Source organism: Candidatus Saccharibacteria bacterium, assembly GCA_016700375.1.
In the GTDB taxonomy this organism is placed as follows: domain Bacteria; phylum Patescibacteriota; class Saccharimonadia; order Saccharimonadales; family UBA4665; genus JAGXIT01.
Window position 1 is genome coordinate 790,719 of the sequence record CP065016.1, and the last position, 25,260, is coordinate 815,978.

General features: G+C 50.1%; 26 protein-coding genes and 4 tRNA genes. 11 read left to right on the top strand and 19 right to left on the bottom strand.

Annotation, left to right across the window (positions count from 1 at the left end; all coding sequences use genetic code 11):
* The first annotated feature begins 77 nt into the window (after positions 1-77).
* A complete protein-coding gene (locus IPP75_04155) occupies positions 78-923 on the top strand; it encodes an HAD-IA family hydrolase (GenBank protein ID QQS69090.1) in 846 nt (281 codons plus the stop codon).
* Between the two features lie 137 nt (positions 924-1,060).
* Here IPP75_04155 and IPP75_04160 read toward each other — a convergent pair whose 3' ends face one another.
* Complete coding sequence (locus tag IPP75_04160; protein ID QQS69091.1) at positions 1,061-1,234, bottom strand: hypothetical protein; 174 nt, start codon at positions 1,232-1,234, stop codon at positions 1,061-1,063.
* On the bottom strand, positions 1,231-1,746 hold the full coding sequence (locus IPP75_04165; GenBank protein ID QQS69092.1) for an HIT family protein: 516 nt from the start codon (positions 1,744-1,746) through the stop codon (positions 1,231-1,233). The genes IPP75_04160 and IPP75_04165 overlap by 4 nt, the downstream gene beginning before the upstream one ends.
* 173 nt (positions 1,747-1,919) lie before the next feature.
* On the opposite strand from IPP75_04165, the gene IPP75_04170 reads away from it, so the two are divergent.
* From IPP75_04170 to IPP75_04180, 3 genes are all read left to right on the top strand, one after another.
* The gene (locus IPP75_04170; GenBank protein ID QQS69093.1) at positions 1,920-2,528 is read left to right on the top strand and encodes an HAD hydrolase-like protein; all 609 of its coding nucleotides are present in this window, start codon (positions 1,920-1,922) and stop codon (positions 2,526-2,528) included.
* A 485-nt stretch (positions 2,529-3,013) separates the two neighbouring features.
* Positions 3,014-3,199 (top strand): hypothetical protein, encoded by a 186-nt coding sequence (locus IPP75_04175; GenBank protein QQS69094.1) that lies wholly within the window; start codon positions 3,014-3,016, stop codon positions 3,197-3,199.
* A 25-nt stretch (positions 3,200-3,224) separates the two neighbouring features.
* Positions 3,225-3,905, top strand: a complete 681-nt coding sequence (locus IPP75_04180; protein ID QQS69095.1) for a transposase — start codon at positions 3,225-3,227, stop codon at positions 3,903-3,905.
* Here the strand turns inward: IPP75_04180 and IPP75_04185 are convergent.
* The 4 genes from IPP75_04185 to carA all read right to left on the bottom strand — a co-directional run bounded on the left by IPP75_04185 (position 3,860) and on the right by carA (position 9,546).
* Positions 3,860-4,846: an IS1249 family transposase gene (locus IPP75_04185; GenBank protein QQS69096.1), complete on the bottom strand. Its 987-nt coding sequence runs from the start codon at positions 4,844-4,846 to the stop codon at positions 3,860-3,862. The two genes, IPP75_04180 and IPP75_04185, sit on opposite strands and share 46 nt — an antisense overlap.
* 316 nt (positions 4,847-5,162) lie before the next feature.
* Complete coding sequence (gene carB, locus IPP75_04190) at positions 5,163-8,348, bottom strand: carbamoyl-phosphate synthase (glutamine-hydrolyzing) large subunit (protein QQS69097.1); 3,186 nt, start codon at positions 8,346-8,348, stop codon at positions 5,163-5,165.
* A complete protein-coding gene (locus IPP75_04195) occupies positions 8,345-8,482 on the bottom strand; it encodes a hypothetical protein (protein QQS69098.1) in 138 nt (45 codons plus the stop codon). The genes carB and IPP75_04195 overlap by 4 nt, the downstream gene beginning before the upstream one ends.
* On the bottom strand, positions 8,479-9,546 hold the full coding sequence (gene carA / locus IPP75_04200; GenBank protein QQS70160.1) for a glutamine-hydrolyzing carbamoyl-phosphate synthase small subunit: 1,068 nt from the start codon (positions 9,544-9,546) through the stop codon (positions 8,479-8,481). Before carA ends, IPP75_04195 begins: the two co-directional genes overlap by 4 nt.
* 208 nt (positions 9,547-9,754) lie before the next feature.
* Between carA and IPP75_04205 the strand changes: the two genes are divergently transcribed.
* Positions 9,755-11,077, top strand: coding sequence for an FAD-dependent oxidoreductase (locus IPP75_04205; GenBank protein QQS69099.1), 1,323 nt, complete (start codon positions 9,755-9,757; stop codon positions 11,075-11,077).
* Positions 11,078-11,247: 170 nt separating this feature from the next.
* Here the strand turns inward: IPP75_04205 and IPP75_04210 are convergent.
* A tRNA-Ser gene (locus IPP75_04210) sits at positions 11,248-11,339 on the bottom strand.
* Between the two features lie 355 nt (positions 11,340-11,694).
* On the opposite strand from IPP75_04210, the gene IPP75_04215 reads away from it, so the two are divergent.
* Positions 11,695-11,771: transfer RNA gene (locus IPP75_04215), tRNA-Arg, on the top strand.
* A 47-nt stretch (positions 11,772-11,818) separates the two neighbouring features.
* Here the strand turns inward: IPP75_04215 and IPP75_04220 are convergent.
* The 4 genes from IPP75_04220 to IPP75_04235 all read right to left on the bottom strand — a co-directional run bounded on the left by IPP75_04220 (position 11,819) and on the right by IPP75_04235 (position 14,769).
* Complete coding sequence (locus IPP75_04220; protein QQS69100.1) at positions 11,819-12,805, bottom strand: IS1249 family transposase; 987 nt, start codon at positions 12,803-12,805, stop codon at positions 11,819-11,821.
* A gap of 277 nt (positions 12,806-13,082) precedes the next feature.
* A complete protein-coding gene (locus IPP75_04225; GenBank protein ID QQS69101.1) occupies positions 13,083-13,601 on the bottom strand; it encodes a hypothetical protein in 519 nt (172 codons plus the stop codon).
* Between the two features lie 92 nt (positions 13,602-13,693).
* Positions 13,694-14,404 carry a hypothetical protein gene (locus tag IPP75_04230; protein QQS69102.1) on the bottom strand — a complete coding sequence of 237 codons (711 nt, stop codon included), beginning with the start codon at positions 14,402-14,404 and terminating at the stop codon, positions 13,694-13,696.
* Positions 14,405-14,409: 5 nt separating this feature from the next.
* A complete protein-coding gene (locus IPP75_04235; protein ID QQS69103.1) occupies positions 14,410-14,769 on the bottom strand; it encodes a hypothetical protein in 360 nt (119 codons plus the stop codon).
* A 64-nt stretch (positions 14,770-14,833) separates the two neighbouring features.
* Between IPP75_04235 and IPP75_04240 the strand changes: the two genes are divergently transcribed.
* Positions 14,834-14,923, top strand: a tRNA-Ser gene (locus IPP75_04240).
* A 95-nt stretch (positions 14,924-15,018) separates the two neighbouring features.
* Here the strand turns inward: IPP75_04240 and IPP75_04245 are convergent.
* Positions 15,019-15,189 carry a hypothetical protein gene (locus tag IPP75_04245; GenBank protein QQS69104.1) on the bottom strand — a complete coding sequence of 57 codons (171 nt, stop codon included), beginning with the start codon at positions 15,187-15,189 and terminating at the stop codon, positions 15,019-15,021.
* Positions 15,190-15,235: 46 nt separating this feature from the next.
* Here IPP75_04245 and IPP75_04250 point away from each other — a divergent pair.
* Positions 15,236-15,328 (top strand) — tRNA-Ser (locus IPP75_04250).
* 276 nt (positions 15,329-15,604) lie between these two features.
* Here the strand turns inward: IPP75_04250 and IPP75_04255 are convergent.
* Entirely contained in the window at positions 15,605-16,141 is a 537-nt protein-coding gene (locus tag IPP75_04255; GenBank protein ID QQS69105.1) for a ComF family protein, read from the bottom strand.
* A gap of 282 nt (positions 16,142-16,423) precedes the next feature.
* Between IPP75_04255 and IPP75_04260 the strand changes: the two genes are divergently transcribed.
* Positions 16,424-16,912 carry an Hsp20/alpha crystallin family protein gene (locus IPP75_04260; protein ID QQS69106.1) on the top strand — a complete coding sequence of 163 codons (489 nt, stop codon included), beginning with the start codon at positions 16,424-16,426 and terminating at the stop codon, positions 16,910-16,912.
* A 90-nt stretch (positions 16,913-17,002) separates the two neighbouring features.
* On the opposite strand, the gene IPP75_04265 is transcribed toward IPP75_04260, so the two are convergent.
* The 6 genes from IPP75_04265 to IPP75_04290 all read right to left on the bottom strand — a co-directional run bounded on the left by IPP75_04265 (position 17,003) and on the right by IPP75_04290 (position 20,460).
* A complete protein-coding gene (locus IPP75_04265; protein ID QQS69107.1) occupies positions 17,003-17,851 on the bottom strand; it encodes a transposase family protein in 849 nt (282 codons plus the stop codon).
* 111 nt (positions 17,852-17,962) lie between these two features.
* Entirely contained in the window at positions 17,963-18,412 is a 450-nt protein-coding gene (locus tag IPP75_04270; protein QQS69108.1) for a hypothetical protein, read from the bottom strand.
* A 48-nt stretch (positions 18,413-18,460) separates the two neighbouring features.
* On the bottom strand, positions 18,461-18,928 hold the full coding sequence (locus IPP75_04275; protein QQS69109.1) for a TrbC/VirB2 family protein: 468 nt from the start codon (positions 18,926-18,928) through the stop codon (positions 18,461-18,463).
* A 4-nt stretch (positions 18,929-18,932) separates the two neighbouring features.
* Complete coding sequence (locus tag IPP75_04280; protein QQS69110.1) at positions 18,933-19,340, bottom strand: hypothetical protein; 408 nt, start codon at positions 19,338-19,340, stop codon at positions 18,933-18,935.
* Entirely contained in the window at positions 19,337-19,636 is a 300-nt protein-coding gene (locus tag IPP75_04285; GenBank protein QQS69111.1) for a hypothetical protein, read from the bottom strand. Before IPP75_04285 ends, IPP75_04280 begins: the two co-directional genes overlap by 4 nt.
* The gene (locus tag IPP75_04290; protein QQS69112.1) at positions 19,633-20,460 is read right to left on the bottom strand and encodes a hypothetical protein; all 828 of its coding nucleotides are present in this window, start codon (positions 20,458-20,460) and stop codon (positions 19,633-19,635) included. The genes IPP75_04285 and IPP75_04290 overlap by 4 nt, the downstream gene beginning before the upstream one ends.
* Positions 20,461-20,840: 380 nt before the next feature.
* On the opposite strand from IPP75_04290, the gene IPP75_04295 reads away from it, so the two are divergent.
* A complete protein-coding gene (locus IPP75_04295; GenBank protein QQS69113.1) occupies positions 20,841-24,056 on the top strand; it encodes a hypothetical protein in 3,216 nt (1,071 codons plus the stop codon).
* A 52-nt stretch (positions 24,057-24,108) separates the two neighbouring features.
* A complete protein-coding gene (locus IPP75_04300; GenBank protein ID QQS69114.1) occupies positions 24,109-25,242 on the top strand; it encodes a PrgI family protein in 1,134 nt (377 codons plus the stop codon).
* The last annotated feature ends 18 nt before the right edge of the window (positions 25,243-25,260 follow it).

Consider the following 25,260-nt stretch of genomic DNA (forward strand, 5'->3'; position numbering starts at 1 on the left):
CGGGCAGTCGTTTTTTCGTAACACCAGCGCCGTATCTGGCTAGCAAATTACAAGCCATGCTAGTACAATAGAGCTATATGGATGAGAAGCGGTTGGGGGCCGTCGTGCAACAAGCGCGGCGAGCCGCAGGGTTCACACAGCAAACACTCTGCCAAAAATCTGGCCTGAGCTATTCGACGCTAGCCAAAATAGAGCGAGGCGCCATAAAAGCACCGTCTGTTTTTACAATTCAGCAAGTAGCAACAACGCTCGGCATTACGCTCGATCAGCTGCTTGCAAATGTTAGTACAAGGCAAAGTGCGCCTGCCGAAAAGCGCGTGTCGCAAAATGGCATTCGTTTTGTGTATTTCGACATGAATGGCTGTTTGGTGCGTGCCGCCAGCAGCGCCTTTACGCGCCTTGCAGAAGAGAGCGGGGCAGCTCCCGACACCGTAGAAACAGTGTATTGGCAGTACAACGATGCCGTTTGCCGCGGCGACAAAACTATTGACGAACTGAACACCGCCCTCGCCGAGCGGCTCGGAATTATGGTAGATTGGTACCAATACTACCTAGATGCCCAAGAAGCCATGCCCGGTATGAGCGAGCTTGTTTCGTGGGTGGCAGAGAATTACCGAGTGGGGCTGCTAACAAACACCATGCCTGGACTGGTTCAAACCATGCAGGCAAGGGGGCTGCTGCCAGCAGTAAACTTCGAAATTATTATCGATTCTTCAGAGGTGAGAGCCATAAAACCCGAGGAGAAAATATATCAAATTGCAGCGGAGCGAACCGAGCTGTCACCCCAAGAGATACTACTGATTGACGACGACCGGCCTAACCTAGTTGCCGCCGGTCGCCTTGGCTGGCACACCATGAAGTTTCAGTCACACCAACCGGGTGAGGCTATTGCGGCTATATACACCGCATTGCAAACCACTTAAGTCTTTTCGGTTTCCCCCTAGGTATCAATTCTGTCCCAGCTGGGACAGAATTGATACCTAGATGTATTAAGATCTGTTGTGCCTCTTGAGGGTTTAGCTACACCTGTCGTGCTAAAGTTAAGACGAACATAGACCCTCTAGAGCAGGGTAAGGCCAAGCGTCAGCAAAACCACGAAGGCAATTCCTCCGGCTATGGCAGCGCCTTTGAAAGCATCTTTACTATTACCATAGCCAGTGCGCTGTTGAAGTTTTGTGTACACCCACGTAGCAACCCCAACGGCAAACAATAAGGCAACAAATACTGGGCTCATGGAACATCCTCCATTCGTAATTTTTCGGCAGTAGCGGCAAGCGCCGGGTGGTCTGGCTCGCCGGAATCTTTATGAAATGCTTTGTCGAGTTCGTCTGGGGTATTGAAGGGCACCAAGTGAATGTGTGCATGCGGCACGTCAACACCAACAATAAGCTCGCCCACATACGTCTTGCCAGATTTTTCGCGGAGATTGCGGGCAACTTTTTGAACTGTATCTCTTAGAGCCTGATAGTCCGAGGCAGCCAAATCCCACACAAACTCAACCTGCTTTTTTGGCACCACAAGCGTATGACCGGGCTGTGCCGGGAAAATATCAAGGAAAGCGAATGTGTGTTCGTCTTCGTACACCTTGTGACAGGGGATTTCACCCTTGATAATCTTCGTAAAAATTGAGTCTTCCATACCCTTAGAGTATACGGCAGCTGCTACAATAGTGCCATGACACGCATTTCGCACCAGCCAGCCTGCCAACCAGCAAAGCTGCTTGCACCGCTGGCTTCTTTGACTCATGCACATTTTTCCTTTCCAGTACATCGGCTTCGCCTCTTTTCTCGCTGCTCGGAAAGAAAAAGTAAACTTCTTTCTTTCCTGCGCGGCTGCGACACCACTCGCTGTACCTCAGTACGGCTCCTTCCGTGCTTCAAGGAGAAAATGCGCATGAGCTCAAAGTGCGAGATGCGTGCATGACAGAGGTCGAGAAACTCTTACACCAAATTGACGCCCGCGGCTACACGCACGTTATTTTTGACCTCGATGCTACCTTGACGCTCCTGAACCTGCCGTGGGACGAATGGGTGGAGATGATAGCTAGGCGTCTGCCCGCCGAGCAAGCGGCTTCTTTCCGCAAAGTATCATCGCAGCCGGGTATGGCGTGGGGGCGTTACACAAATGAGCACGTCGAAAAGTACGAAACTTTTTTGCCCGCGCTGCTAGAGGCCAGCGAAGAGTTTGAACGCACCTACTTTGCACATACGCCGTATGATGAGCTGGCGGGGGCCGTTCATATGCTGGCGGGGCAGGGGAAGACGCTATACGCGTGGTCGGCAAACATGCGCACAACGGTAGAGCGCGCGCTACTAGAGCTAGGAATTCACCAGCATTTCACAAAGATTGTAACGCGCAACGATGTCCGGCTGGCCAAGCCGCACCCCGAAGGCTGGAGCCTGTTAGACGACGGCACACCGAAAGACCGCTACCTGTTTGTGGGCGATAGTAGCAACGACGAGGGCGCAGCACGAGCGCTCGGTATCGACTACTTCGAGATTACTTTCTTCCGCCAAAACCGCCATTGAATACTTCCGACCCCGGCATCTTGCTCGGATCAATCGTGCCGTGGCAAACATAATTACCTTTCTCGTCAAACGTAGGGGGACTAAAACATAAAGCAAGCTTTTCTCCGAGATCCCCGTTATCGTTGGTGTAATATCGTGCGCGCTGCATTGTTTCTTCTAGTGACCGCAGAGCGTGAGGTCCGTAAGCCTTGATGAAACCCCTTACCATTTGCATGCGTTCACCGATTCCCCCAGTTCGCCCGTATCCTCAAAGTATGCGCTGACTATATGGCGTGGTGTGACTAGGTCGCCCGAACGCTCAACAGCCATAGCGAGCGTCTGGCGGTATGCTCCATATACGAAACTACGGTCTTTTCGATGCGTGGGGTCAATAGTAAGAAAATCCCCATCCTGTATACCACACCACGAGTTTCGCACTCCCCAATTCTTTGCTAGCCTAGAAGCATGACGTCAGTCATGCTTTTTCGTAAACAAGGAAAATAAACATGTCTCGTTCAAAATGTTCTCGTGAGCTGTACTGCTCATTCCTGGAGGTCACCTCCTCACGGTATTCTGCGCTCAGCTTGAGCGAAGTAGCCCCAGACAATGCCATGCTCTCTCACGACAGCGTCTCCCGTTGGCTAGCATCTGAAAAGATACAGCCCAAAGACCTGTGGCAAGCTGCCGCTTAAGGAAGTTCGCGCCACTCCTGGCATTTTGGTCTTCGATGATGTCGTCATCGACAAAAGCCGAAGCGGCAAGATGGAGCTTGTGAACTGGCAGCATGCGGGAAGTAAGCATGACATCACCAGAGGGATTGGCGTTGTAAATGCGTTGTGGCAAGTAGATACAGAACACTACATTCCTATGGACTACCGCATCTGGAACCCGCCAGAAGACGGCAAGACTAAGAATGATCACTTCCAGGATATGCTGAGTAGCACAAGACAGAGAGGGCTACGCCCGGAGATGGTTGTTGCGGATAGCTGGTACGGCTCTCTAAAAAACCTTAAGGCAGTTCGCTCTCATGGCTGGGACTGGGTCATGGGGCTGAGGAGCAACCGGTTAGTCGGTAAGCCACATATCCAGCTCAGAGAGTTAGATATACCAGATACAGGCTTGGTGACATATCTGAAAGGCTATGGGTGGATCAGAGTCTTCCGGTTTGAGGCCAGTAACGGCCGCACGGATTATGTTGGTACAAGTCGTACTGACCTCACCCGCGAACAAGTCAAGAAATACTTCGAGCGCCGTTGGAGTGTCGAGGTACTGCATCGAGAGCTCAAACAAACCTGTGGCTTATCCCGCTGTCAGGCCAATCTTAGCCGAGCCCAAAGAAACCACATTGGGAGTTATAGGCAAAAACGTGTTGGTTTTCTCCCCTCGCTTCGTGTATAAAGGTACCAATTAACAAGCACTCGTTGGTGCTCACGAGACATGCCTCTATGGTACTTTAGTTTGGTTCGGATTTGGCTGTTCATGCCACCCTCAACATGGTTTGTGGTGCTTGGCAGTTCTGCGTGTGGTCGGTAGCTTGAACGAAGCGCATCATCTGTGACTTTATCGAGCTGACGGTAGGCACTACGGAGTCGTTCGTGGGTGTACCGCCAGCTCCTTTCTCTTGGTTTTGGGTAAGGTTTTACGGTTCGTTCGTTGACATAGTTTTGGTGCCGCTTGTACCAACGTCTTAGTCTTTGTTTCCAGTGCCTGGCATGTTTTCGTGTCCTAACATGGAGCAAATCTTTGGTGAGTACGAGCAGCTCTTTTCCTGCAATTGACTCAGGATGCAGTGTCAGTTTTGTTTTTACATTAAGCCAGATATGGAATCGACAGCGCTGGACGATCGTACCAGGCCAACAGAGGGGAAGAGCCTTCAGGAGGCCTTTCTGGCCGTCACAAACAACGTAGGTAGGTGCAGGCAGTGAGGCGAGGAACGTGGCCCAGTATGTACTACTTTCGTATGGTACCCACATCCAGGCAATAACAAACATAGTCGTTCGGGCAATGAGGCAGACGTGGCCGCTAACACGGATGCCATCAACGATGACACAGTGATGACATTCACCCCTCAGCACACTCGGCACGGGCACGCCCCAGCACCAGGCAGTCTGGTCACGAAACGTTCGGCTAGCCGCAGCTAAGTCGTCCTGAGAATCCTTGCCGAGCAACCAAGACATGAATCCCTCAAACACAAACACTCGCCGTAAGTCTGGTCGTGGCTTTGTGGCTGTGAGGCTACACACAGGACACCTCCATCGCTGCTTCCCAGCACCTGTCTTGCCCCATTTCTGGAGCTTAGTTTTACACACACGACAATAGCGAAAACCTCTCTGTTTCATAGGTAAGTAATGTCTACCGACATTACTTATGAGTCAATAACAGAGGTAAAAGTGGTGAAACACCAACACGAGGGTGCCTATAACTCCGTGTTTGGTATATACTCCTCATCTGGAGTACTAAAGGGCGGCGATATATGTGCTTGCCATACGTCCCTATCTAGTAATGAAGGGCTAGGAACGCTCTTTTGTGCTGCGTGTGTTGGGTTCATTTTTGTTTCATTAAATCCGATGTACAATATAGCACAATATTTGCTAAAATGCAATTTTACACTATAAATTTTGTCTTTGGGGCAGGGTGGGGTGAAACGCGCCTCTGTTATTTTGACTTCCCGGGTGAAACCGGGACGTATTCGCGCCAGTGTTTGGGCTGAAGGTCGGCGAGGTTTGGGTCGGACAGGCAGCGAAGCAGCAAGCGGCCCGTTTCGGCATTGGTGAAAAGGGGAATATGGTTGTCTATGGCGAGGCGGCGCATGAGGTAGGCTTCGTCGCTTTTTTCTTCGCGTGAGGGAATGCTCACCATAAGGTCGAGTTTGTGGCTGCGAATGAGGTCGGCGAGGTTTGGTGTTTGTTTGCCCTGAACTTTATAGACTCGTTTGGTTTTTATGCCGTGTTCCTTCAGAAAGTCGTGCGTGCCGGGGGTAGTGTAGACGGTCCAGCCGCTTTCCGCCAGGCTACGAGCTTCCTCTATGAACTTGTACTTTTGCTCGTCGGCCAGGCTTATGAGCACACGCTTGCCCTCAATCTTCTGCTCGGTTGCGAGCCACGAGCGGTAAAAGGCAGTTTCTATCTCAGACCCAAAGCAGGCAACTTCTCCGGTAGAAGCCATTTCAACCCCTGCTACCGGGTCGGCGCCTTTCATACGGTTGTAAGAAAACTGCGGCGTTTTGACGCCCACGTGATCGAGGCTGAGCGTGAGGAATATTTCCGGGTGCGGCTGCCCAAGCATGGCTTCGGTCGCAATCTGAATAAAATTGTAGCCCGATACTTTCGACACAAACGGGAAAGAACGCGAGGCGCGCACGTTACACTCGATAACCTTGAGTTCGTTGTCTTTGGCAATAAACTGAATGTTGAACGGCCCAGTTATGTCGAGGTTTTTTGCTACCTGCTTGGCGATGAGTTTGGCGCGTCGCACAGTTTCGAGGTACAGACGCTGGGCAGGGTAGACCACCGTGGCATCGCCCGAATGCACACCAGCATTCTCAACGTGTTCAGATATGGCATATATGACAAGATGGCCGTTGAGGGCAACGCCGTCTATTTCGAGTTCTTTGGCGTTTTGGACAAACTGGGAAATCACCGTGGGGTGGTCGGGCGATAATTTCGTAGCCGCGGTAAGGTAGCGCTCCATTTCTGTTTCTGTGCGCACCACGCTCATTGCCCCGCCAGACAGCACATACGACGGCCGAATAAGCACCGGGTAGCCCACACGCACCGCAAATTTCTTTGCAGCCGACAGGGAAGTCACCTCTGTCCAATCTGGTTGGTCTATACCAAGTTGGTTCAGCATGGCGGAAAACTTCTGACGGTCTTCGGCCATATCAATCTTGAGCGGGGAAGTGCCAAGAATGGGGTAGCCGGCTTTGTGCAGGGGCAGGGCAAGGTTATTCGCAATCTGACCGCCCACCGACACAACAATGCCACTTGGGTTTTCAAAGTCAGCAATGTCCTGGATGCGCTCAAACGTAAGGGCATCGAAGTACAGCCGGTCGGAGCGGTCGAAATCGGTCGAGACCGTTTCTGGGTTAGAGTTAACGATGATGGTTTTGTACCCGTTTTGGCGCAGTGTTTTGGCCGTATTTACCGCCGACCAGTCAAACTCAACTGATGAGCCAATGGCATACGGACCCGAGCCGAGCACAATCGCCGTTTTGGCACCAAGCGGTTCAACATCGTGCACGGTACCATGATAAGTAAGGTACAAGTAGTTAGTTTCGGCGTCGAATTCCCCCGCAAGGGTGTCTATTTGCTTGATAACTGGCGTAATGCCGTGCTTGAGCCGAGTGCCGCGGACGGCCCGTTCTGTCTGGCCTGTCAGTGTGCCGATGACGCCGTCGCTAAAGCCCATTTTTTTGGCCTGACGCAAGCGTTCGGCAGTAAGTGAGGCACCAGCTAGCTGCCGCTCGGTGCCATAAATGGCGGCAATGTGGTCAAGAAACCAACGGTCTATATGTGATGCTTCGTGGATTTGTTCGGTTGACACACCTTGCTTTAGAGCTTCGTAGATAGCAAACAGCCGACGGTCGGTCGGGTGCGTGACTTCATCCATGGGGTCAGAAATGTCGTACGGGTGCACACTCAGTCCGTGCGCGCCGATGTTCAGCATACGGGTTGCCTTCTGCAGCGCCTCTGGGAATGACCGGCCGAGCGCCATGACCTCGCCAACGCTTTTCATTTCGCTGCCTATGTGGTGGTCGCTGCTTTTGAGCTTTTGTAAATCCCAGCGCGGCATCTTTACGGCTAGATAATCGAGTGCCGGTTCGTAGAATGCCGACGTTTTGCCGGTGACGCTGTTTTTGATTTCGTACAGGCGCTTGCCAAGCATGAGTTTTGAGGCGACAAAGGCAAGCGGGTAGCCGGTAGCCTTGGAGGCAAGGGCGCTACTGCGACTTAGTCGGGCGTTGACCTCTATTACCCGGTATTCGCCATTCGAGGGGTGCAGGGCATACTGAATGTTACACTCACCGATGATGCCCAGGTGATTTATGGTGCGTATAGCCACCTCGCGCAGCATGTGGTATTCGTAATTCGTAAGGGTCTGCGACGGTGCCACCACAATGCTTTCGCCGGTGTGTACCCCCATGGGGTCAAAGTTTTCCATGTTGCACACGGTAATGGTGTTGCCGTCGCAGTCGCGCACTACTTCGTACTCCACTTCTTTCCAGCCCACCAGATACTCCTCTATGAGCACTTGCGGTACGGCCGCCAATACTTCTTTGGCACGCGCTTTCAGCTGCGCCGGGGTATCTATGCGACCCGAGCCAAGCCCGCCAAGGCTAAAACCCGAACGCATCATGACTGGGTAGCCAAGCGTTTTCGCGGCAGTCAAGGCCGCTTCTACCGTTTCTGCCGTGAAACTGCGTGCAGTCTTGGTACCGATTTCGGCCAGAGCTTGCTTAAACAGTTCGCGGTCTTCGGTTGTTTCAATCACTTTTACCGGAGTACCCAGCACCCGAATGCCCAGTTTGTTCAAAATACCGCTTTTTTCAAGAGAAAGGCCAAGGTTGAGGGCGGTTTGGCCGCCAAAGCTAAGTGCAATGGCATCGGGTTTTTCGCGTTCCAGTATTTTGCTGACCGTTTCAACATTGAGCGGCTGGAAATAGACACGGTCGGCCATATCGTCATCTGTTTGTACGGTGGCAATGTTTGGGTTTATGAGCACCGTCTCGATGCCCTCTTCCTTGAACGACTTTATGGCCTGTGAACCCGAATAATCAAATTCGCCAGCCTGACCAATACGCAGGCCTCCCGACCCAAGGACGACTACTTTTTGTATGCTCATGTGCTCTGCTCCTGTAGACTGCCTGGCTTGTCATGCTGAACTTGTTTCAGCATCCATGCCATGTCACGGACGCCACTCCTGCCGTATGGATCCTGAAACAAGTTCAGGATGACAGGAGAGGGTACATTTTTCATAGCATAGCTCCAAAGTCTTTGAACAAATTGCCGGAGTCGGTCGGGCCAGGACAGGCCTCTGGATGGAACTGTACCGAAAAATACGGCTTGGTTTTGTGGGCAATACCTTCGACCGAGTTGTCGTTGAGGTTGCGGTAGCTGACACGCCAATCTTTGGGCAGTGTTTTTTCGTCTATGGCATAGCCATGGTTTTGGCTGGTGATAACACAGCGCTTGGTAGCGTCCTCCTGACACGGTTGGTTGTGGCCGCGGTGGCCAAACTTGAGCTTGTAGGTTGTACCGCCGGCCGCCAGTGCCATAATTTGGTTGCCCAAACATATGCCGAAGAGCGGCTTGCCCTGCGCAAGTATTTTTTTGGTTATTGCGATGGTTTCGGTGTAGTCCGCAGGGTCGCCTGGGCCGCTCGAAAGTACCACGCCGTCGTATATTTCACCTGAGTAGTCATAATTATATGGGACGCGTTTCACTTCACAGTCAAGCGCAAGCAGGGAACGCAAAATGTTTTCCTTAAGGCCGCAGTCAACCAAAATGACCTTTTTCTTGCCCGCGCCAGCGTTGTACGCCACTGGTTCTGATATGGATATGGTGGGAATGGCAACCGCTTTTGGCAGCGCGGTGGCCGTCGCACTAATAGAGCCCGCCATAACACCTCTTGTGCGCAGATACTTCGTGAGCGCCCGGGTGTCTACGCCGGTGAGCAGGGGAATATTCTGACTCTGAAGCCACTCTGGCAGTGACTGTTGCCCGCCCGCGTGACTCCAGTGAGGTGCTAGGTCACTCATGATAACGCCGCGCACCTGTATGCGGTCAGATTCTGCCGCCGTGAGGTCAACACCGTAATTACCAATGAGCGGATAAGTAAATACCAAAATTTGTCCCGCAAACGACGGGTCAGTCAGCGCCTCAACGTAGCCAGTCATACCGGTACTAAACACAACCTCGCCGTCATAGGTGCCGGTCTGCCAGTCTGGCATGCTGCCTGCAAACACGGTTCCGTCGCTCAGTGTCAGCCGCCCTGGTTTTTGGCTAAAAAAAACGTTCCTTTCGGAACGGCGAACGTGCATGTTTTGACTATGTGTTTTGAGTAGGTTTTTCTCCATGCTTGCTAGTAAATCTACCAGATAGTTACCATGCTTGCAACCCTCGACATCAGAGCGAACAGGGGGTACGCAAGTTAAATTTACGACAATGGCTTGCGCCTCTCGCCCCCAGCTTTCGATGTTACGTAAGCAAGACAAAACACCTCTCTTAGGTTTAGGGTATGATGTCTTCATGAATAAACAGCATCTGTTCGCAATTATAGTTATCATTGCGGCAACTTTAGGAGGAATATATTTCATGAACTATCAGTTTAAGCCAAGCAAACAGCGCGTTATTGTTGTTGGGGCCGGTATATCTGGGCTGACTGCCGCGCATGAGCTACACAAAGACGGTCATGAGGTGATTGTACTGGAGGCAAAAGATGCCATAGGCGGGCGGATTCAGTCAACAAATGTTGCCGGGCAAACCTACCAGCTGGGTGCGTCGTTTATACACGGTAACCAGAAAAATCCTGTCGCTGCGCTGCTTGAAAGTGAAGGTGCCAATATGGAGAAGGTAAATTTTGATAGCATAGTTGTTTACAAAAATGGTGTAAAGACAGAGGTTGATGATGACCTAGAGCCATTCTTCAGCTTTGTTGATTCGAAAAAATATTCACTCAAAAAAGACCAGTCACTGCTCGACACATGGAATTCATTTGGGAAAACTCACAGCGGCAACAACGATGAGCTCCTGTACCGCCTCAAAATAGATACGCAAACTGAAGTTGGCGCTGATATTGCTGATATCTCGACGACTCAGTACGATGAGGAAGATGAGTTTAGGGGCGGGGATTATTTAGTGACTGGCGACTACACAACAGCTATAAAGAAGCTGGCAGAAGGTATAGATATTCGCCTTAACCATATTGTTACCAAAGTGAAAGATACCGGCTCGGAGGTAGTAGTTACCGCAAAAGATGATAAAACGTTCGCCGCTGATGCTGTGGTAGTGACGTTGCCACTTGGGGTGCTACAAAAAGGGAGCGTTACGTTTGAGCCGCAACTACCCAAAGATAAACGTACAGCAATTCAAAGCCTAAAAATGGGCAACTTGCATAAAACCTTCCTTACGTTTGACCAAATATTTTGGGATGGTGCAACCACCATAGGAATTATGCGCGGCGATGGAACAAAATGGGGCGAGTTCATAAACCTCGCGCCAGCTACAGGTAAGCCCACACTGCTTGCCCTCCATGGGGGGAACGATGCAACGTCCCTTGAAGGCTTGAGCGACGAAGCAATTGGCAGTCAAGCCTACGAGGCGCTCGCGAGCGCCTATACTCGCGCCACCCGTCCAAATGTAGTCGTGACAAGCAAATGGTATGCCGACCCTTTTACTCTCGGCAGCTACTCATATGTGCCACCTGGGGCGTCACTTAAGATGTATGATACGATTGCGGAGCCCTACGGTCGAATACACTTTGCGGGGGAACACACTAGTAGCCTATACCCGTCAACAACGCACGGTGCATATCTTTCTGGCAAGCGTGCAGCTCGAGAGATTGCGCGGTAAGCGCATTTTCTTGGCGGAGGGGGAGGGATTCGCCTCGGGCCTTCTGCCTGACCACTCAGATTGCCACCGGCAATCTTCGGGCTTCGGGGCGGGGAGTGCCACAGGCACTCCCGTTCTCATCCCGTCCCAGGTCAAATAAAAAAGCCCGCCTTTTGGCGGGCTTTTTTATTTGGCGGAGAGGGAGGGATTCGAACCCTCGATAGAGTTGCCCCTATACTACATTTCGAGTGTAGCGCACTAGACCGGACTATGCGACCTCTCCACGATTAAAGAAGGGCTCACCCCTCTGAAGTAATTTAGAATAAATCTAAATTACTTCACTCCCCCTAAAGCTCACCTCACGGCTCGTTCGCTTCGCTCAAACAACAAAGACTTCAGGTTGGCCATACATAGTGTAACAGATTGAAGATGATATTTCAGGCTAGCCACTGAACAAAAAATGTGCTACAATCACCCCTGTTCTCGCCGAGTTTTATTTGGCGTTTCCGAAATTTCAAACCAGGGAGCGAAGTCGACCGTTTGAAATTTCGAGAGGAGCAACCGGCCGAGACTGAAGCTCGACGAAAGAAGATTTATCTTGTTTCGTCGCAGCGGAAGTCGTTGCCGAGTTGCGACGAGCACCCGTAGCTCAGCTGGATAGAGCGTTGGCTTGCGGAGCCAAAGGTCGTAGGTTCGAATCCTGTCGGGTGTACCAAGAAAAGAGTCCATCGTAAGATGGGCTTTTTTCTTGATTATTCCGAGTTATAGGCAAAAACGTGTTGGTTTTCTCCCCTCGCTTCGTGTATAAAGGTACCAATTAACAAGCACTCGTTGGTGCTCACGAGACATGCCTCTATGGTACTTTAGTTTGGTTCGGATTTGGCTGTTCATGCCACCCTCAACATGGTTTGTGGTGCTTGGCAGTTCTGCGTGTGGTCGGTAGCTTGAACGAAGCGCATCATCTGTGACTTTATCGAGCTGACGGTAGGCACTACGGAGTCGTTCGTGGGTGTACCGCCAGCTCCTTTCTCTTGGTTTTGGGTAAGGTTTTACGGTTCGTTCGTTGACATAGTTTTGGTGCCGCTTGTACCAACGTCTTAGTCTTTGTTTCCAGTGCCTGGCATGTTTTCGTGTCCTAACATGGAGCAAATCTTTGGTGAGTACGAGCAGCTCTTTTCCTGCAATTGACTCAGGATGCAGTGTCAGTTTTGTTTTTACATTAAGCCAGATATGGAATCGACAGCGCTGGACGATCGTACCAGGCCAACAGAGGGGAAGAGCCTTCAGGAGGCCTTTCTGGCCGTCACAAACAACGTAGGTAGGTGCAGGCAGTGAGGCGAGGAACGTGGCCCAGTATGTACTACTTTCGTATGGTACCCACATCCAGGCAATAACAAACATAGTCGTTCGGGCAATGAGGCAGACGTGGCCGCTAACACGGATGCCATCAACGATGACACAGTGATGACATTCACCCCTCAGCACACTCGGCACGGGCACGCCCCAGCACCAGGCAGTCTGGTCACGAAACGTTCGGCTAGCCGCAGCTAAGTCGTCCTGAGAATCCTTGCCGAGCAACCAAGACATGAATCCCTCAAACACAAACACTCGCCGTAAGTCTGGTCGTGGCTTTGTGGCTGTGAGGCTACACACAGGACACCTCCATCGCTGCTTCCCAGCACCTGTCTTGCCCCATTTCTGGAGCTTAGTTTTACACACACGACAATAGCGAAAACCTCTCTGTTTCATAGGTAAGTAATGTCTACCGACATTACTTATGAGTCAATAACAGAGGTAAAAGTGGTGAAACACCAACACGAGGGTGCCTATAACTCATTATTCCGGAGGTTTGGGGCTACGACCAACGAACGAAGTGAGTGTAGGTCGTAGGTTCGTACAGGAATGAGCGTACAGGTGCTTGCACCGAAAAGCGAGTTCCGTGCAAGCGTAGCACATCCTGGCGGGTGTAGCAGATAAACCTCAATACCCATAAACAAAGCTGGGACGGACACGGCCCTCAGCCGTTTTACAACGTAACTTTGCGGCGGAGGCGGACATGGTAGTAGGCCGAGGCGCCAAGTATTGCTGCTGCAACAGGGAGAAGCACCTCGCCCGCTCCCGTATTTGCAAGCTCCGTAGTTGTACTTGGAGTTTGTGTTGCAGTTGAGCTCGTCTGACCTGTTGTTGTCTTTGAAGTAGCTGAGGTCGATGTTGCTGCCGATTCTGTGGCGCTAGTACTGCTCGTCGGCGTCTGTGTCTGCGTGGAAGTTTGCGTTGTGCCAGTACCAGAAGTGGCGGCAGAGGAGGAAGTTGTATCGGTAGACTGTTTATTCGTTGGAGTATCGATAGCTTTTTCTATGGCGCTAGAGCCAGATTTAACCGCAGTCTGGGTCGTGTTAGCTGCCGTATCAACGGCTTTGTCGACTTTTGGGCTACGCCAAAAGAGCAGCCATAGCACAAACCAAACAAGCGCCGCCAAGATGAGGAGTGATACAAGAAACCACAACACTCTTCCTACGACCGACACTCTGTTTTGTTCGTACATATACCTTACCTCAATACGTTATAGGTGTACGATAGCAGAATAGTTGCAAAAAAGCAATATACTTTGGATTACTAGTTTTAGTTATGGTTATTTCAAAAGTGCAAGCGACGCAGAAGACTGTCCATCGCATCCACTTTGTGCGGTTCTATGGGGAGGAAATTTGCTATGTAATCAACAACTGCTTCTTCGTTGGCTTCATCAACGTACAGCACAACAGGAGGCATGAAGCGCTTGAGTGGCAAAAGGGTTATCCCTAGTACCGGTGACTCTTCGTCAACCGAAAAAGCCTTAAAATCATGCAAACCATATGGCTTATTGCCGACCTGAACAAAATCTTCCCGCAAGGTGTATGTTTGCTGTTTTGGCTCCCTGGACGAAATGAACAGTAATCCAGCTACGGCACCGATGACTACCACTGTCGAAATAATGTCTTTCGTAATAAAGAAGAGTACAGCGGCGAGTAGAATAGCTCCCAATGAGTAAGCCCCGTACCACTTAGAAGTTTTTTGATGATTTAGATTTTCTGCTGTCGTCCATGTGATAGTGTCAACCATATCTGTGGGGTATTCTTCAGGGGCTTGATTTTCGTACTTAGCATATTCGTTTGATTCCGCTACTTCTGGCATAGCCGGCTGTTCAACTACAGTGCTCTGCGGCTCAAGCGCCACAGATGCCGCGGATTGTGATACCGGCGCTGGTTGTTGTTGGGCTACGGCTGATACTTCAGGAGTTACAGGCGGCATCACTTGTCGCGGGGCACTGGCGCCTGGTGCGATGACCTGTCCTGGTTGCTGCTCTTGCATAAGCGCTATTGTACTACATTTTGCAGAAGTTGGGATGTATTAGGCCGAACCGAACGACGATTATCAAGACACTGTTTAATAAGATATTCATCGGAGTTACTTTTTAGTACGTAGAGCCAATCATATGCCTTCTCTTTCGTTTTTCGCACAACATAGCCCTTTGAATTTGAGTGAATTCTACGCAAATCAACTTCAAGACCACTGGTAAAGCGCACCTGAACTCGATGCAGTCCGCTGTTATCGTCAACTACTAAATCGTAAGCTGCCGATTCGGTAATCGGTAGTGATATATCATAGCCAAGCTTAGTGAAGCTCGCTATAGCAACAGCGACCGCGATATCACCTTTGCGTTGTGTATCTCTCATATTTCTACACTATACCATAAAACGGTATAGTGTACCGTCATCTTTGTGTTATACTCGTAAAAGAGGAGAGATGTCCGAGCGGTTGAAGGAGCTTGTCTTGAAAACAAGTGTGCCGGCAACGGTACCGTGGGTTCGAATCCCACTCTCTCCGCCATACAAACTGTGTATGCCCCGAAGGGGTATATGGAATTTGTATGCTGAGTGAGCGGGTGCACGAGCCTTCCTAGGTTCGGCGGACGAGGAACGCAGCTACAAACGTGCTTGCATGTTTATAGCGAGTACCACAGGGAGGAGGGCGAGCTGGAAGCTCGCCCGATATCCCTCGCTCTCCGCCAAGTTAACAAATGCCACGCCGTCTGATAAAATAACGGCAAGCATTCCCGCAGAAAGGGAAAAGAGCAGCCCGACAAAATGGTTCACATTTTGTCGGCGCGATGAGAAAAACCGCAGGTTTGTCTCATGCCCCGGAGAGGTACCCAAGTGGCTGAAGGGGACGGTTTGCTAAATCGTTAGAGGGGCGAGAGTCCCTGCGAGGGTTCGAATCCCTCTCTCTCCGCCAAGTAAATAGAGTCTGCTCGAAAGGGTAGGCTCTTTTTACTTGGCCTGAGATGGGGTGAGAACACTCGCCCGAGGGTTCGGCGGACGAGGAACGCAGCTATAAACGTGCTTGCATGTTTATAGCGAGTACCGCAGAGAGGAGGGCGAGCTGGAAGCTCGCCCGATATCCCTCTCTCTCCGCCAAAGAAATAGAGTCTGGCTGAAAAAGCTAGGCTCTCTTTCTTTGATATAGGGATTGATTCGAACGCGAGCGCCAGTGGCGCTCAGCCGCACAGGGTCACTGACCGGCTTGGCAAAATACCATTGCATCTACTCTTCGGGCGCCGGCTTTTTTCAGTATACGGGCAGCTGTTTCAAGAGTAGCGCCAGTGGTCAAAACATCGTCAACGAGAATAATGTGCTTGCCGGCTACCTCTTTTGGCAGCCTAACACGAAACGCACCTCGCAAATGCTCTAGTCGCTCTTTTCTGCCGGCACCAACCTGATGTGCTTGGCCTAGGCGGGCAAGGGAATGACTGCATGACGTGCCAGCTAATGCGCTTAATGCTTCCGCTAGCCCTACCGCCTGGTCATAACCCCGCTGCCGAACCCGGCCGGTCGCCGTTGGGACGGGCACAAACAGGGCCCCTGACGGAACAAACTGCAGGAGTGGTACCATAAGCTCCGCCATTTCAGCTACGCCGCTATGGGCACGCTCGTATTTTGCGTGATGCAAGAGCTCTTTGGGAAGATCATCATAGTGCGTCAGCACCAAAACACGTCGCAGGGGAGTATGGCGCCGACATGACACGCAGACGTCGGAGTCTCTCGTCACGGCGTGGCAACGGTAACATCGAGACGGTACGTAGGCCAGCGCTGCCCGGCAAGAAAGGCAGAGTAGCCGATTTTCTTCAACCGCGCAACCTAGGCATACGTGAGGGGCATAGACCCCAATTAATTTTTCTAACAGTAGCATGTTGTCATTATTCCGTTGTAAATAAGTGCGCCCGTCTTGCACGCTGTTAATCGCCTCAGTTATACTGTTTTTAACACAAACACGCAAGACGCTATCTATTTTGTAATCCGGCAAGCACGCCGGTGGAGGGTAATAACTACTATGGCACGACGCAATCGTGATGACGATTTGTTACTGGAAGAAGATGAATTGACTGCAGCCTTTTTGGGCGATGAGGCCATGCCCCAGGCAGCCGTGCAGTCTGACGATGATGTTCCCATGGACGATGGCGGCGCCGATGAGTGGAACGACGAAGAAGCCGTTCTGCCTGGCCAGCTTGCTGTAGACGTGTACGAAACCAAGGAGAAGCTTGTTGTTAAGGCGCGCACCGCTGGGGTAAATAAGGGCGACCTGGACGTCAGCATTGCAGACAACACACTAAGCATTCGCGGTACACTTAGCGCCGGCAACGAAGACCAGGTGGAAAACTACTTCGTACAGGAATGCTACTGGGGTGAATTCAGCCGCAGCATCGCTCTGCCAGTACCCGTAAAAGAAGAAGACATTGAGGCCGCTCTAAAAGACGGCGTACTCACCGTGAGCTTCACCAAGGTAAAACAGGACACCGTAAAGAAAATTCAGGTCGTTTAACTCGACCATACTTTGAATTGGTTTTTGGTCAAAACATAAAAAATGCTCGGGAAGCCCGAGCATTTTTTATTACTTAATAAATCTAACCTGTTAGAAAACCTCGCGTTGTTTAACTTTTCCAGCTTCCTTCATAGGCCGCTCGTACTGGTAAAAGTACTCACATAGTCGCTCGAGCGGCGTCGCCTTGTCAATGCCTTTGTGTGGGCGTACACAGTTGTAGTAATTCACAAACCTGGTAAGGGCTTTGGCTCGCTCCTCACGACTGTTAAATACCTCGGCGTTATGCCAGCTCTCCATTAGTGTTCGGATGGCTCGTTCGGCTTTGCCATTCGTCTGCGGACACTTCACTTTGGTGAACTTCTGGGTGATGCCAGCCTCGCCACAGGCTTTCATGAAAGCATGTTCACCGTAACGGCCTTTGTACTCGGTGCCATTGTCGGTTAAGATTCGTTCAATACCATAGGGGCATTGAGCCAGTACAGTACTGAGGAAATCCGCGCTACTGAACATGCTCTTGTCGGGGTAGATACCAACGTACAGCTCTCTTGAGTAGTCATCAATAGCCACAAACAGATATTCATGGCCGTCCAGCTTCGTTTCGCCCGTAAGTAGTGGTAGACGTTTAGTATCCATATGCAACATCTCGCCTGGATAGTCTTTCTCGTAACGTTTGGCAGTCCGGGCTAGTTTATCTTGGATTGATCGCTCAATTTTGCCCAGCCGCTTTAAGCCGTACTCCAGGCATTGGTAGCGTTTGTTAGTACTGACGTGCAGGCTGTAGTCATCCCGCCGAGCCCGAGTGAGGATCTTTTGTATAGTGGGGTAGGACACCCCATATTTGGCAATGAGATCTTTCTTACGTAAGTTGAGGACAAAATAATCCTCTGCCAATGCTTTACGTTGAAACGGCATGAGCCGTGTTCGTTTATGTACTACCATAGTGGTAGCCTCCTCTCGTTGGGTTAGTTAGTTGGTTGTACTCTAACTTTTACCATGGAGGAGGCTACTTTGGTTGTCTAGAAAGTTAAATAACGCTCGGGGATTTTACATCTAACCTGATGTTCCTAGGTTACTTGCCTTTGAAAGCACAAATCGGACAATGAATTGCGCCAGAGCAACTATAACAAGACCAATAAGTGCGTAGATGATGGTATTTTTTGCGGTGGTAATCTTGCCGCTATCGCCGCCAGAGGTAATGTAGCGGAGACCACCCCAAATAATCATAATGACCGCGAGGAAGCCCACGACTATTGAAAATATATTTACAATGAGCTTGATGACGTTTGTAATATCAGTATTTCCTGTGCCGGCATCATTTGACGTTGAGAGACAGTCTTCGCCTATTGCTCCGTTGATGTCTACACCTTGACCAACACACTCACCTATATCCACTGCGTATACAGCGACCGGCGCTACCAACGGTGCTGCGACAAGTAAGGCACCCGCAAGAAAGCTGGCGATTTTAATGCGTATTTTACTAATCATCTTGAAGCCTTTCATTTATTGCTTTACTTATGTTTATACCACTTGTGGTAGATACTTTCAATCTTAATTTTTATTGACACACGTGCCTTCTGCACTAACTACCTGGCCAGTTGGACATTTCATAGTAGATTTGGTTGTTTGTCCGAGTACAAACCTGACAATAACTTGTGACAGCGCGACAATTATAATGCCTACTATTGCATAGATGAGCGCGTTTTTGGCGCTAGCAATTTTGCTACTGTCACCGCCAGAAGAAATATATTTTATGCCAGATATAATTATCATTATTACAGCTACTATACCTGCCACTATACCAAGTAAACGAACAACTGACTTTATAACAGAGTCGACCTTCGTGCCCCCTTGGTCATCTGTTTCGGCACAGGCATTGCCGCTCCCAATCGAATCACAAACAGCCTGCTGATTCGGAGTAAGTGCCTGCGCATTGACAAGATGCCCAAATAGCATAAAGCTCATGACCCCTAGCGCCATCAAAACCCCTAAGCCCCTTCGTAAAATATTCTTTTTCATACTTTTATAACCTCTTTACTACAAATGTGATTATGGTTTGTGCTAAAACAATAATAACTAGGCCCGCGATAGCCCCAACCATGGTATTCTTAGCCGAACTAACCTTTTGACTGTCTCCGCCAGATGTCATGTAGCGTATGCCACTCGCAATCATGACTATGACAGCCGCTACGCCCGCAATAACAGCAACGATTAAAGACACCTTATATAAGGTACCTGAGGTGCCCGTGAGCGGATTTTGCGCAGCGTCTGCGTTATCACTCTTACATGTTTCTGATTCGGGCGCAAATGTGCAAGCATCGCTAATTATGCTTTTCGCACCTACAGTATGAGGGATGGCAACAACCATCCCTACGCATCCCGCTACAAGCGCGCCAAACATCGCAAATCGAAGAAACCGTTGCTTTATCACCCCAGCCCCCTTACCACGAGGGTAACTATAGAATAACCGGAGAGCGCAATCGCAAGACCGATAACTGCATAAAGTATGCCTTTTTTTGCTTGTGCCATCTTTGCGGGATCACCAGAGGCCAATATATAGCGAAGTCCGCTAATAACGATGATGAGTAGCGCGACCGATCCAGATATGCCAAATACGATACGGAGTATTTCGGGAATAGATTCTTTCGCAATATCTCCTGTAGCACCACTGTTTGGAAGGGGCGAATAATTTATATCTGCAGCAAGATGATAAAACAATTTCATCATTTCGAAAGCCTCCCCCCTACATAGGACACGACCGCTGCTGCCACTATAGCTATTACGAGCCCGACGAGCGCATTAATAATACTCTCACGACCTCTTTTTGTTTTCTCTGGCTCCCCCTGGCTCGTTGTAAGCAATATACCTCCAGCTATAACAAACCCTACCGCAACGAGCCCGGCGATCCGTACTAGTGTGTCTGCAAGCGCTAACACTACGGGGAGCAAGTGACTTTTCGTTCCTGCATCATCACCCAACAGCTTAAAGTTTGTGACATCACACGTTTTTCCACCTCCGGGACCATCTGCAAACGCTTCAGCCGGGAGATAGGCGAACCAGGGCTTAAGCCCAAGGAACGGTTTTGAACAACGAGAAGCAAGCGACCCCGTGCCGGCTGCAGGAGTAGATGTCTTATTAAGCGCACCCGGTGACATAAACTGTATGCCCGCAAACAGGAACATGAATACCACGAGGCTTAATAATGCTTTAGATATCTTAGATTTTGCGGCTGCGGCTTTTTGAGGGTCTCCTGCAGATGCCGAATACTGTATCCCCCCCATAATAACCCCAGCAATAATAGCCACCCCAGCAACCATGCTGAACATTTTTATGGTTGGATTAACATACTTAGCAACAAAACAATCCTGCGTGTCTGAACTATGCCCGATTGGACAACACGTTCTCTGATGTCCCGCAAGGTTTGTTTGACCGGTTGGACATATTGCCGCGTCTCCTTCTGAGGCATATACCTTCCCTGATAGCGGCATAAGTGCAGCAATCCCGAATGCCAGACCAGCTGCTAGGATAATTAATTTTGTACGGATATTCATGCTTATGCACCACTATATAATGCGCGACAATATCCATCAAGACGTAACGCTATATGTGGCCAGCCAAAACATGCGGTTAGCCACCGACAATTTACAACGAACATACCCGATTAATCTAGAGGCGCCTTTCGCAAATCTGGTTTTTTCTGTGGTAGGTTTAATCTGTGGTGAACTATGCCCGCCAAACGCTAGTATGATGTATAACTTATCCCGAGACGCCGCTGGAAGAAATTTTTATATATTTTTTCAATAAATCTATTCTCTGAAGCGTTCGTGTAATTGTTTTGTACTCTTACTATGACGCTCTCGGTAAGTACCAACAATCGCGGGGGGTAAGCGCAGTCTTGTGAATACCTCCGAGCTAACGTATTATTTATAGCATGAGCAAAAAGAAGCGCACAGCGTCGCTTTTGGGGTTACTACTGGTAGTATGTGCTTTTGTGCTATTGCCTACCGTACGGACTTACGCAGCTGTAAGCCCATCTTCTTACCCCGAGGATAAGGCCAAGGCGTTTTATTATGGATCCTGGTTAATTAACTGTTTTAGCAACGGCAAATACAGTATTGATATGAGTGGCGATGCCAGCGTTAATGCAATGAATGTCGGGCCAGGTGACAGCTTTGTGACGGGCCTAACGGGAGCCGATCCCAGAAAGTGTAATGATAAATCATTTGCTCTTGATGCTATCCGCCACCTAAATATACCCTGGGCTACGCCACAAGATACTTTAAACTTCTTGTGTGATATCGGAGCCAAACGGGTGAACGACGGCGAATGTAAATCACTAAGAAACGACTCACAGCTTGGACTCGACGCAAATGCCGAAACCGGAGAGAAAGTTAGAGCGATTATTAATAGCTCTGCTGGGTATGATGTTTTTGCAGCCTATAGCAACAGTAAGCTGCTGCAATACATCTACTATGTAAACTTGGCTTTTCTAAAACAATGCAATGCGGGAGAGAATAATACATCCCTAGTCCTAGCCGAGGATATTACTGACATAGAGGTTCTGCGGAGCGATGGAACCTTTGAAACTCAAAGGCGACAATACAACACGGGTTTATATGTTGCGTTTGATGACGAATTTAACGGCCATTGGAATTCGGATGATAAACCCTCGAAGACTTGTCCTAAAATCGTAGCAGCCGCAAACGAATTAGCCAAGAATCCCGCCGTAGCCCAGGAGTGGAAAAGCAGTTATATGCCCGGTACGGGCGACAGGCCGGGAACGTGTGAGGATAGGTACGCCGGAAGCACAGACGCATTAAAAGCCTGCCAAGATGGCTTCGCCAACAAAACAAACGCGACCTATTGTAGCGGAGCTTATCCAAAAATAGCATCTAGGCCAGACAGTTTTACCAACAACGAGGCGTGTCTATGGGGCCAAAGCGATAAAGCTATAGGAGCAACCGGGATTACGCCGACCCAAAACCCTACTGGATCAACTAACAATTCCGGCGCTGGTGATGCACCGACCAGTCTTTGCGGATTCGACGGCGATTCTATGGAGTGGATAGTTTGTCCAGTTGCTGCCGCGCTTGAGTCATTCTCGAAGTCTCTGGCAAGCAACATAGAAGGATTGATGTTTTTCCCAACCCAAGACGTTTTTGGTAAAACAGGAGCGGGCGGCGCTACCGACAACCTTCGTACTGCATGGGCGAGTTTTCGAAACATCGCGATAGCTATCATTGTTATTGCTGGCCTGGCGATGGTGATTAGCCAAGCGCTTGGTTTTGAGATCTTGGATGCATACACCATACGCAAGTTGTTGCCTCGTCTTGGCGTTGCACTGGTGGGAATCGCGCTTTCTTGGAACCTAATGCAGTTCTTTATAGAGCTCACAAATGACCTCGGAAGCTGGACACATGACCTAGTTGTTGGCCCCTTTGCAAATATGCCCGTTGCTAAAATAGACACCACGAATACGGTCTATAACTGGGCAACTGTACTTGTGGCCATCGTTGTAGGGATACCAAAGCTATACTTTCTGGGCGGAGTTGGTGTTATTACCTTGCTGTTAATTGTTGGCCTAATCATTTTTCTGGCCTTTATGCTCTTCGGCTTACGGTGGGTAGTAATTATGCTTTGCCTCCTTTTGGCGCCGTTAGCTATTGCTTCGTATGTACTGCCTGGGACGCAGAAGGTATGGGCGTTCTGGAAAAATACCACCATTACTAGCCTGGCAATTTTCCCGGTGATTATGGGGTTACTCGCCTCCGGCGAGGCAATGGCACGAGTAACGAGTCAGATTGAAAACTTGCCGGGCGGTTACATATTGGTTGTGGTTATATTTGTCGGACCCATAGTACTCATAATTCCAATTGCACAGAAATTCGGGGGAGTTCTTGGGGGAGCAATTGGTTGGGCAAGCGGACTTGGCAGCAAAGCTATGGGCAAGGGAAATAAGTTCTTGCATGAGAATTCGGAATATCGGAAAGGCGAATATGCCACTGGCGCGAAAAGAGGCCCCGCGCTAGTCACTGGCTATGCACGACGTAGTGCTTTATCTCGTCAGGGGGGTTTCAGTCTTACTCGCTCTGGAAGACGTCAGTACAGGCAGGCAGAGAAAAAGCTCATTCAAGACGCAGCAGCCGAGCGAGCCGAAAAAGACAAAGGCTTTTCTCTGGGCGCGACCGACGCGACAATCCCGGCCATTTATGCAAATTCGCGTGGTGATTATTTGCGCGAATATGTTAATAGGAACAGAGCTGCTATGACAGCGGAAGGGCTCAGTGAAAATCAAATGCAACAGCGTGCTCGAATGCGCATGGGCCAGCTGGAAGCAGGGACTGGAACCGTTATGGGCAGCAGGGCAATGAAAGCAGCCGCATTCCGTGGTCAAACAATGGATGGTGCGGGGTGGTTCAATGAAGCCACGCACGAAACAGATTTCCAAGCCATAGCTGAGGCCTCCAATCACCTCATCAAACAAGGGATAATGAGCGACGAGGACATTGGTGGCGTATTGGGTCAAAACCAAGCACGCGCAGATTTTAGTGGTATGACATTCAGTCAGCGCGTCGGTATCGCCACTATGGGTGAGCGGGGGAATGGCGCCCTGACGGACGAACAACAAAATCTACTTCGTAGCCAATCCTACCAGAGCATGCGCAATAGTCAGGCCGAGCTCGGTAACTTGCGTACAGCCCGAAAGGTTGCGCGGGAAGGCGGCATGCGCCTCAACGCAACCCTTACTGACAATATGGCCGGTTTTGAAAGCGGGGGCAACCGACTGCTTACTGGCACCAACGACATGGACACGTTGGCCTCTGAGTTTGCAACTTTCGCAAACTTCCAAGACATGGCTTCAAGTGCTTCTATAGACGCACGGGAACAGTTTGCGACACAGCTGAAACAACAATACTACGCAGAAGAGCTTTCAGACGGAATGCGCACAATACTCCAGCCACTCCTCACAGCGAGAGGGGGCACAGTATCAACACAGGAAATAATGGACTATTGTCGCGGCAATAGCGACGTAGCAGCAAGCCAAGAACTTATTGATTTATTCACGGCTCGTCGTCGCGAGTACTCAAGTGGTCGTATGCGTGATGCCGCCGGCAGGGCCGCTATGGTCGATGCGCCGGCTGCATAATAAGAGCGTCTGATAAACCAGAAGTGGCATCAGCTGCTATACTATAAACAGTATGGCGACGTATAAGGTTTTACAGGATGTTGAGGCAGAGGACAAGCTTGTTGGGCCGTTGACTTTACGGCAGTTTATCTATGCCGCTATCTCGGCCTTCTTGCTATATCTTTCCTTTTTTGCACTTACAAAAAATGTGGGGTTTTTGCTGATATTTTTCGTTCCGCCCGCACTGTTTACTGGATTTCTGGCCATACCGTGGCACGGCGACCAGCCCACTGAGGTGTGGGCCATAGCAAAACTGCGCTTTATGTTAAAGCCTCGTAAGCGCATTTGGGACCAGAGTGGCGCAAAAGAACTAGTGACTATTACGGTGCCGAAGAAAATTGAACGAAGTCTAACAAATGGATTAAGTCAAATAGAGGTTAGGAGCCGCTTGCATGCTCTTGCCGATACAATCGATAGCCGAGGCTGGGCCGTAAAAAATGTGAATGTAAACCTATCAACGGGTCCGAGCTCTTATTCGACAGCGTCTGACCGCCTTGTTGATGCAATGTCCCTGCCTCAGGACGTAAGTGGCGTTGACGTACGCGCAACAGACGATATGCTCGACCCAAGCGCAAGTGTAGTAGCACAGCATTTTGATTCCATGATTCAAAGCGCCGCTACCGCTCAAAGGCAACAGCTCCTGGAGCAAATGCAGTCCCCTACCGCTCAGTCCACCGCACAATCACCTCAGAATACCCCCCAGAATGACTATTGGTTTATGCACCAACCCACACCAGTTGCCGGACAGTCTACGTTCAACAATGCCGCCGTGGTTGCACCAGGCATGACTACAGCAAGCGAGCCACCCGCTGTCGCTCAAGCGGTAGCTCCCACCGCAGAAGAAGAGGCTCTAATTGTCCAACTAAAAGCAACCAACGAGTCACATAGCACCGCAAATAATCACCTAAAGCACATCAAAACATCGGCGGAGCTTGCCGAAGAACAACGACTTTTCATGGCACAAAAGGCCGCAGAAGCGGCTGAAAAACAGCGGGCCGAAAGACAAAAAGCACAAGTGACTTCAGAGAAGGAGGCTGCTATAATGAACCTAGCAAGAAACGACGATTTAGACGTTGCGACAATTGCTCGTCAGGCGAAGAAAGAAGTGCAGAGCAATGACGGCGAAGTTGTGATATCACTTCACTAGATATAAATGAGGCAATCG

Excerpts from the sequence above, each read along its gene's own strand:
- IPP75_04155 (QQS69090.1), top strand. The coding sequence starts at position 78 with ATGGATGAGAAGCGGTTGGGGGCCGTCGTGCAACAAGCGCGGCGAGCC.
- IPP75_04160 (QQS69091.1), bottom strand. The coding sequence starts at position 1,234 with ATGAGCCCAGTATTTGTTGCCTTATTGTTTGCCGTTGGGGTTGCTACG.
- IPP75_04165 (QQS69092.1), bottom strand. The coding sequence starts at position 1,746 with ATGAGTCAAAGAAGCCAGCGGTGCAAGCAGCTTTGCTGGTTGGCAGGC.
- IPP75_04170 (QQS69093.1), top strand. The coding sequence starts at position 1,920 with ATGACAGAGGTCGAGAAACTCTTACACCAAATTGACGCCCGCGGCTAC.
- IPP75_04175 (QQS69094.1), top strand. The coding sequence starts at position 3,014 with ATGTCTCGTTCAAAATGTTCTCGTGAGCTGTACTGCTCATTCCTGGAG.
- IPP75_04185 (QQS69096.1), bottom strand. The coding sequence starts at position 4,846 with ATGAAACAGAGAGGTTTTCGCTATTGTCGTGTGTGTAAAACTAAGCTC.
- carB (QQS69097.1), bottom strand. The coding sequence starts at position 8,348 with ATGAGCATACAAAAAGTAGTCGTCCTTGGGTCGGGAGGCCTGCGTATT.
- IPP75_04195 (QQS69098.1), bottom strand. The coding sequence starts at position 8,482 with ATGAAAAATGTACCCTCTCCTGTCATCCTGAACTTGTTTCAGGATCCA.
- carA (QQS70160.1), bottom strand. The coding sequence starts at position 9,546 with ATGCACGTTCGCCGTTCCGAAAGGAACGTTTTTTTTAGCCAAAAACCA.
- IPP75_04205 (QQS69099.1), top strand. The coding sequence starts at position 9,755 with ATGAATAAACAGCATCTGTTCGCAATTATAGTTATCATTGCGGCAACT.
- IPP75_04220 (QQS69100.1), bottom strand. The coding sequence starts at position 12,805 with ATGAAACAGAGAGGTTTTCGCTATTGTCGTGTGTGTAAAACTAAGCTC.
- IPP75_04225 (QQS69101.1), bottom strand. The coding sequence starts at position 13,601 with ATGTACGAACAAAACAGAGTGTCGGTCGTAGGAAGAGTGTTGTGGTTT.
- IPP75_04230 (QQS69102.1), bottom strand. The coding sequence starts at position 14,404 with ATGCAAGAGCAGCAACCAGGACAGGTCATCGCACCAGGCGCCAGTGCC.
- IPP75_04235 (QQS69103.1), bottom strand. The coding sequence starts at position 14,769 with ATGAGAGATACACAACGCAAAGGTGATATCGCGGTCGCTGTTGCTATA.
- IPP75_04260 (QQS69106.1), top strand. The coding sequence starts at position 16,424 with ATGGCACGACGCAATCGTGATGACGATTTGTTACTGGAAGAAGATGAA.
- IPP75_04265 (QQS69107.1), bottom strand. The coding sequence starts at position 17,851 with ATGGTAGTACATAAACGAACACGGCTCATGCCGTTTCAACGTAAAGCA.
- IPP75_04270 (QQS69108.1), bottom strand. The coding sequence starts at position 18,412 with ATGAAAGGCTTCAAGATGATTAGTAAAATACGCATTAAAATCGCCAGC.
- IPP75_04275 (QQS69109.1), bottom strand. The coding sequence starts at position 18,928 with ATGAAAAAGAATATTTTACGAAGGGGCTTAGGGGTTTTGATGGCGCTA.
- IPP75_04285 (QQS69111.1), bottom strand. The coding sequence starts at position 19,636 with ATGATGAAATTGTTTTATCATCTTGCTGCAGATATAAATTATTCGCCC.
- IPP75_04290 (QQS69112.1), bottom strand. The coding sequence starts at position 20,460 with ATGAATATCCGTACAAAATTAATTATCCTAGCAGCTGGTCTGGCATTC.
- IPP75_04295 (QQS69113.1), top strand. The coding sequence starts at position 20,841 with ATGAGCAAAAAGAAGCGCACAGCGTCGCTTTTGGGGTTACTACTGGTA.
- IPP75_04300 (QQS69114.1), top strand. The coding sequence starts at position 24,109 with ATGGCGACGTATAAGGTTTTACAGGATGTTGAGGCAGAGGACAAGCTT.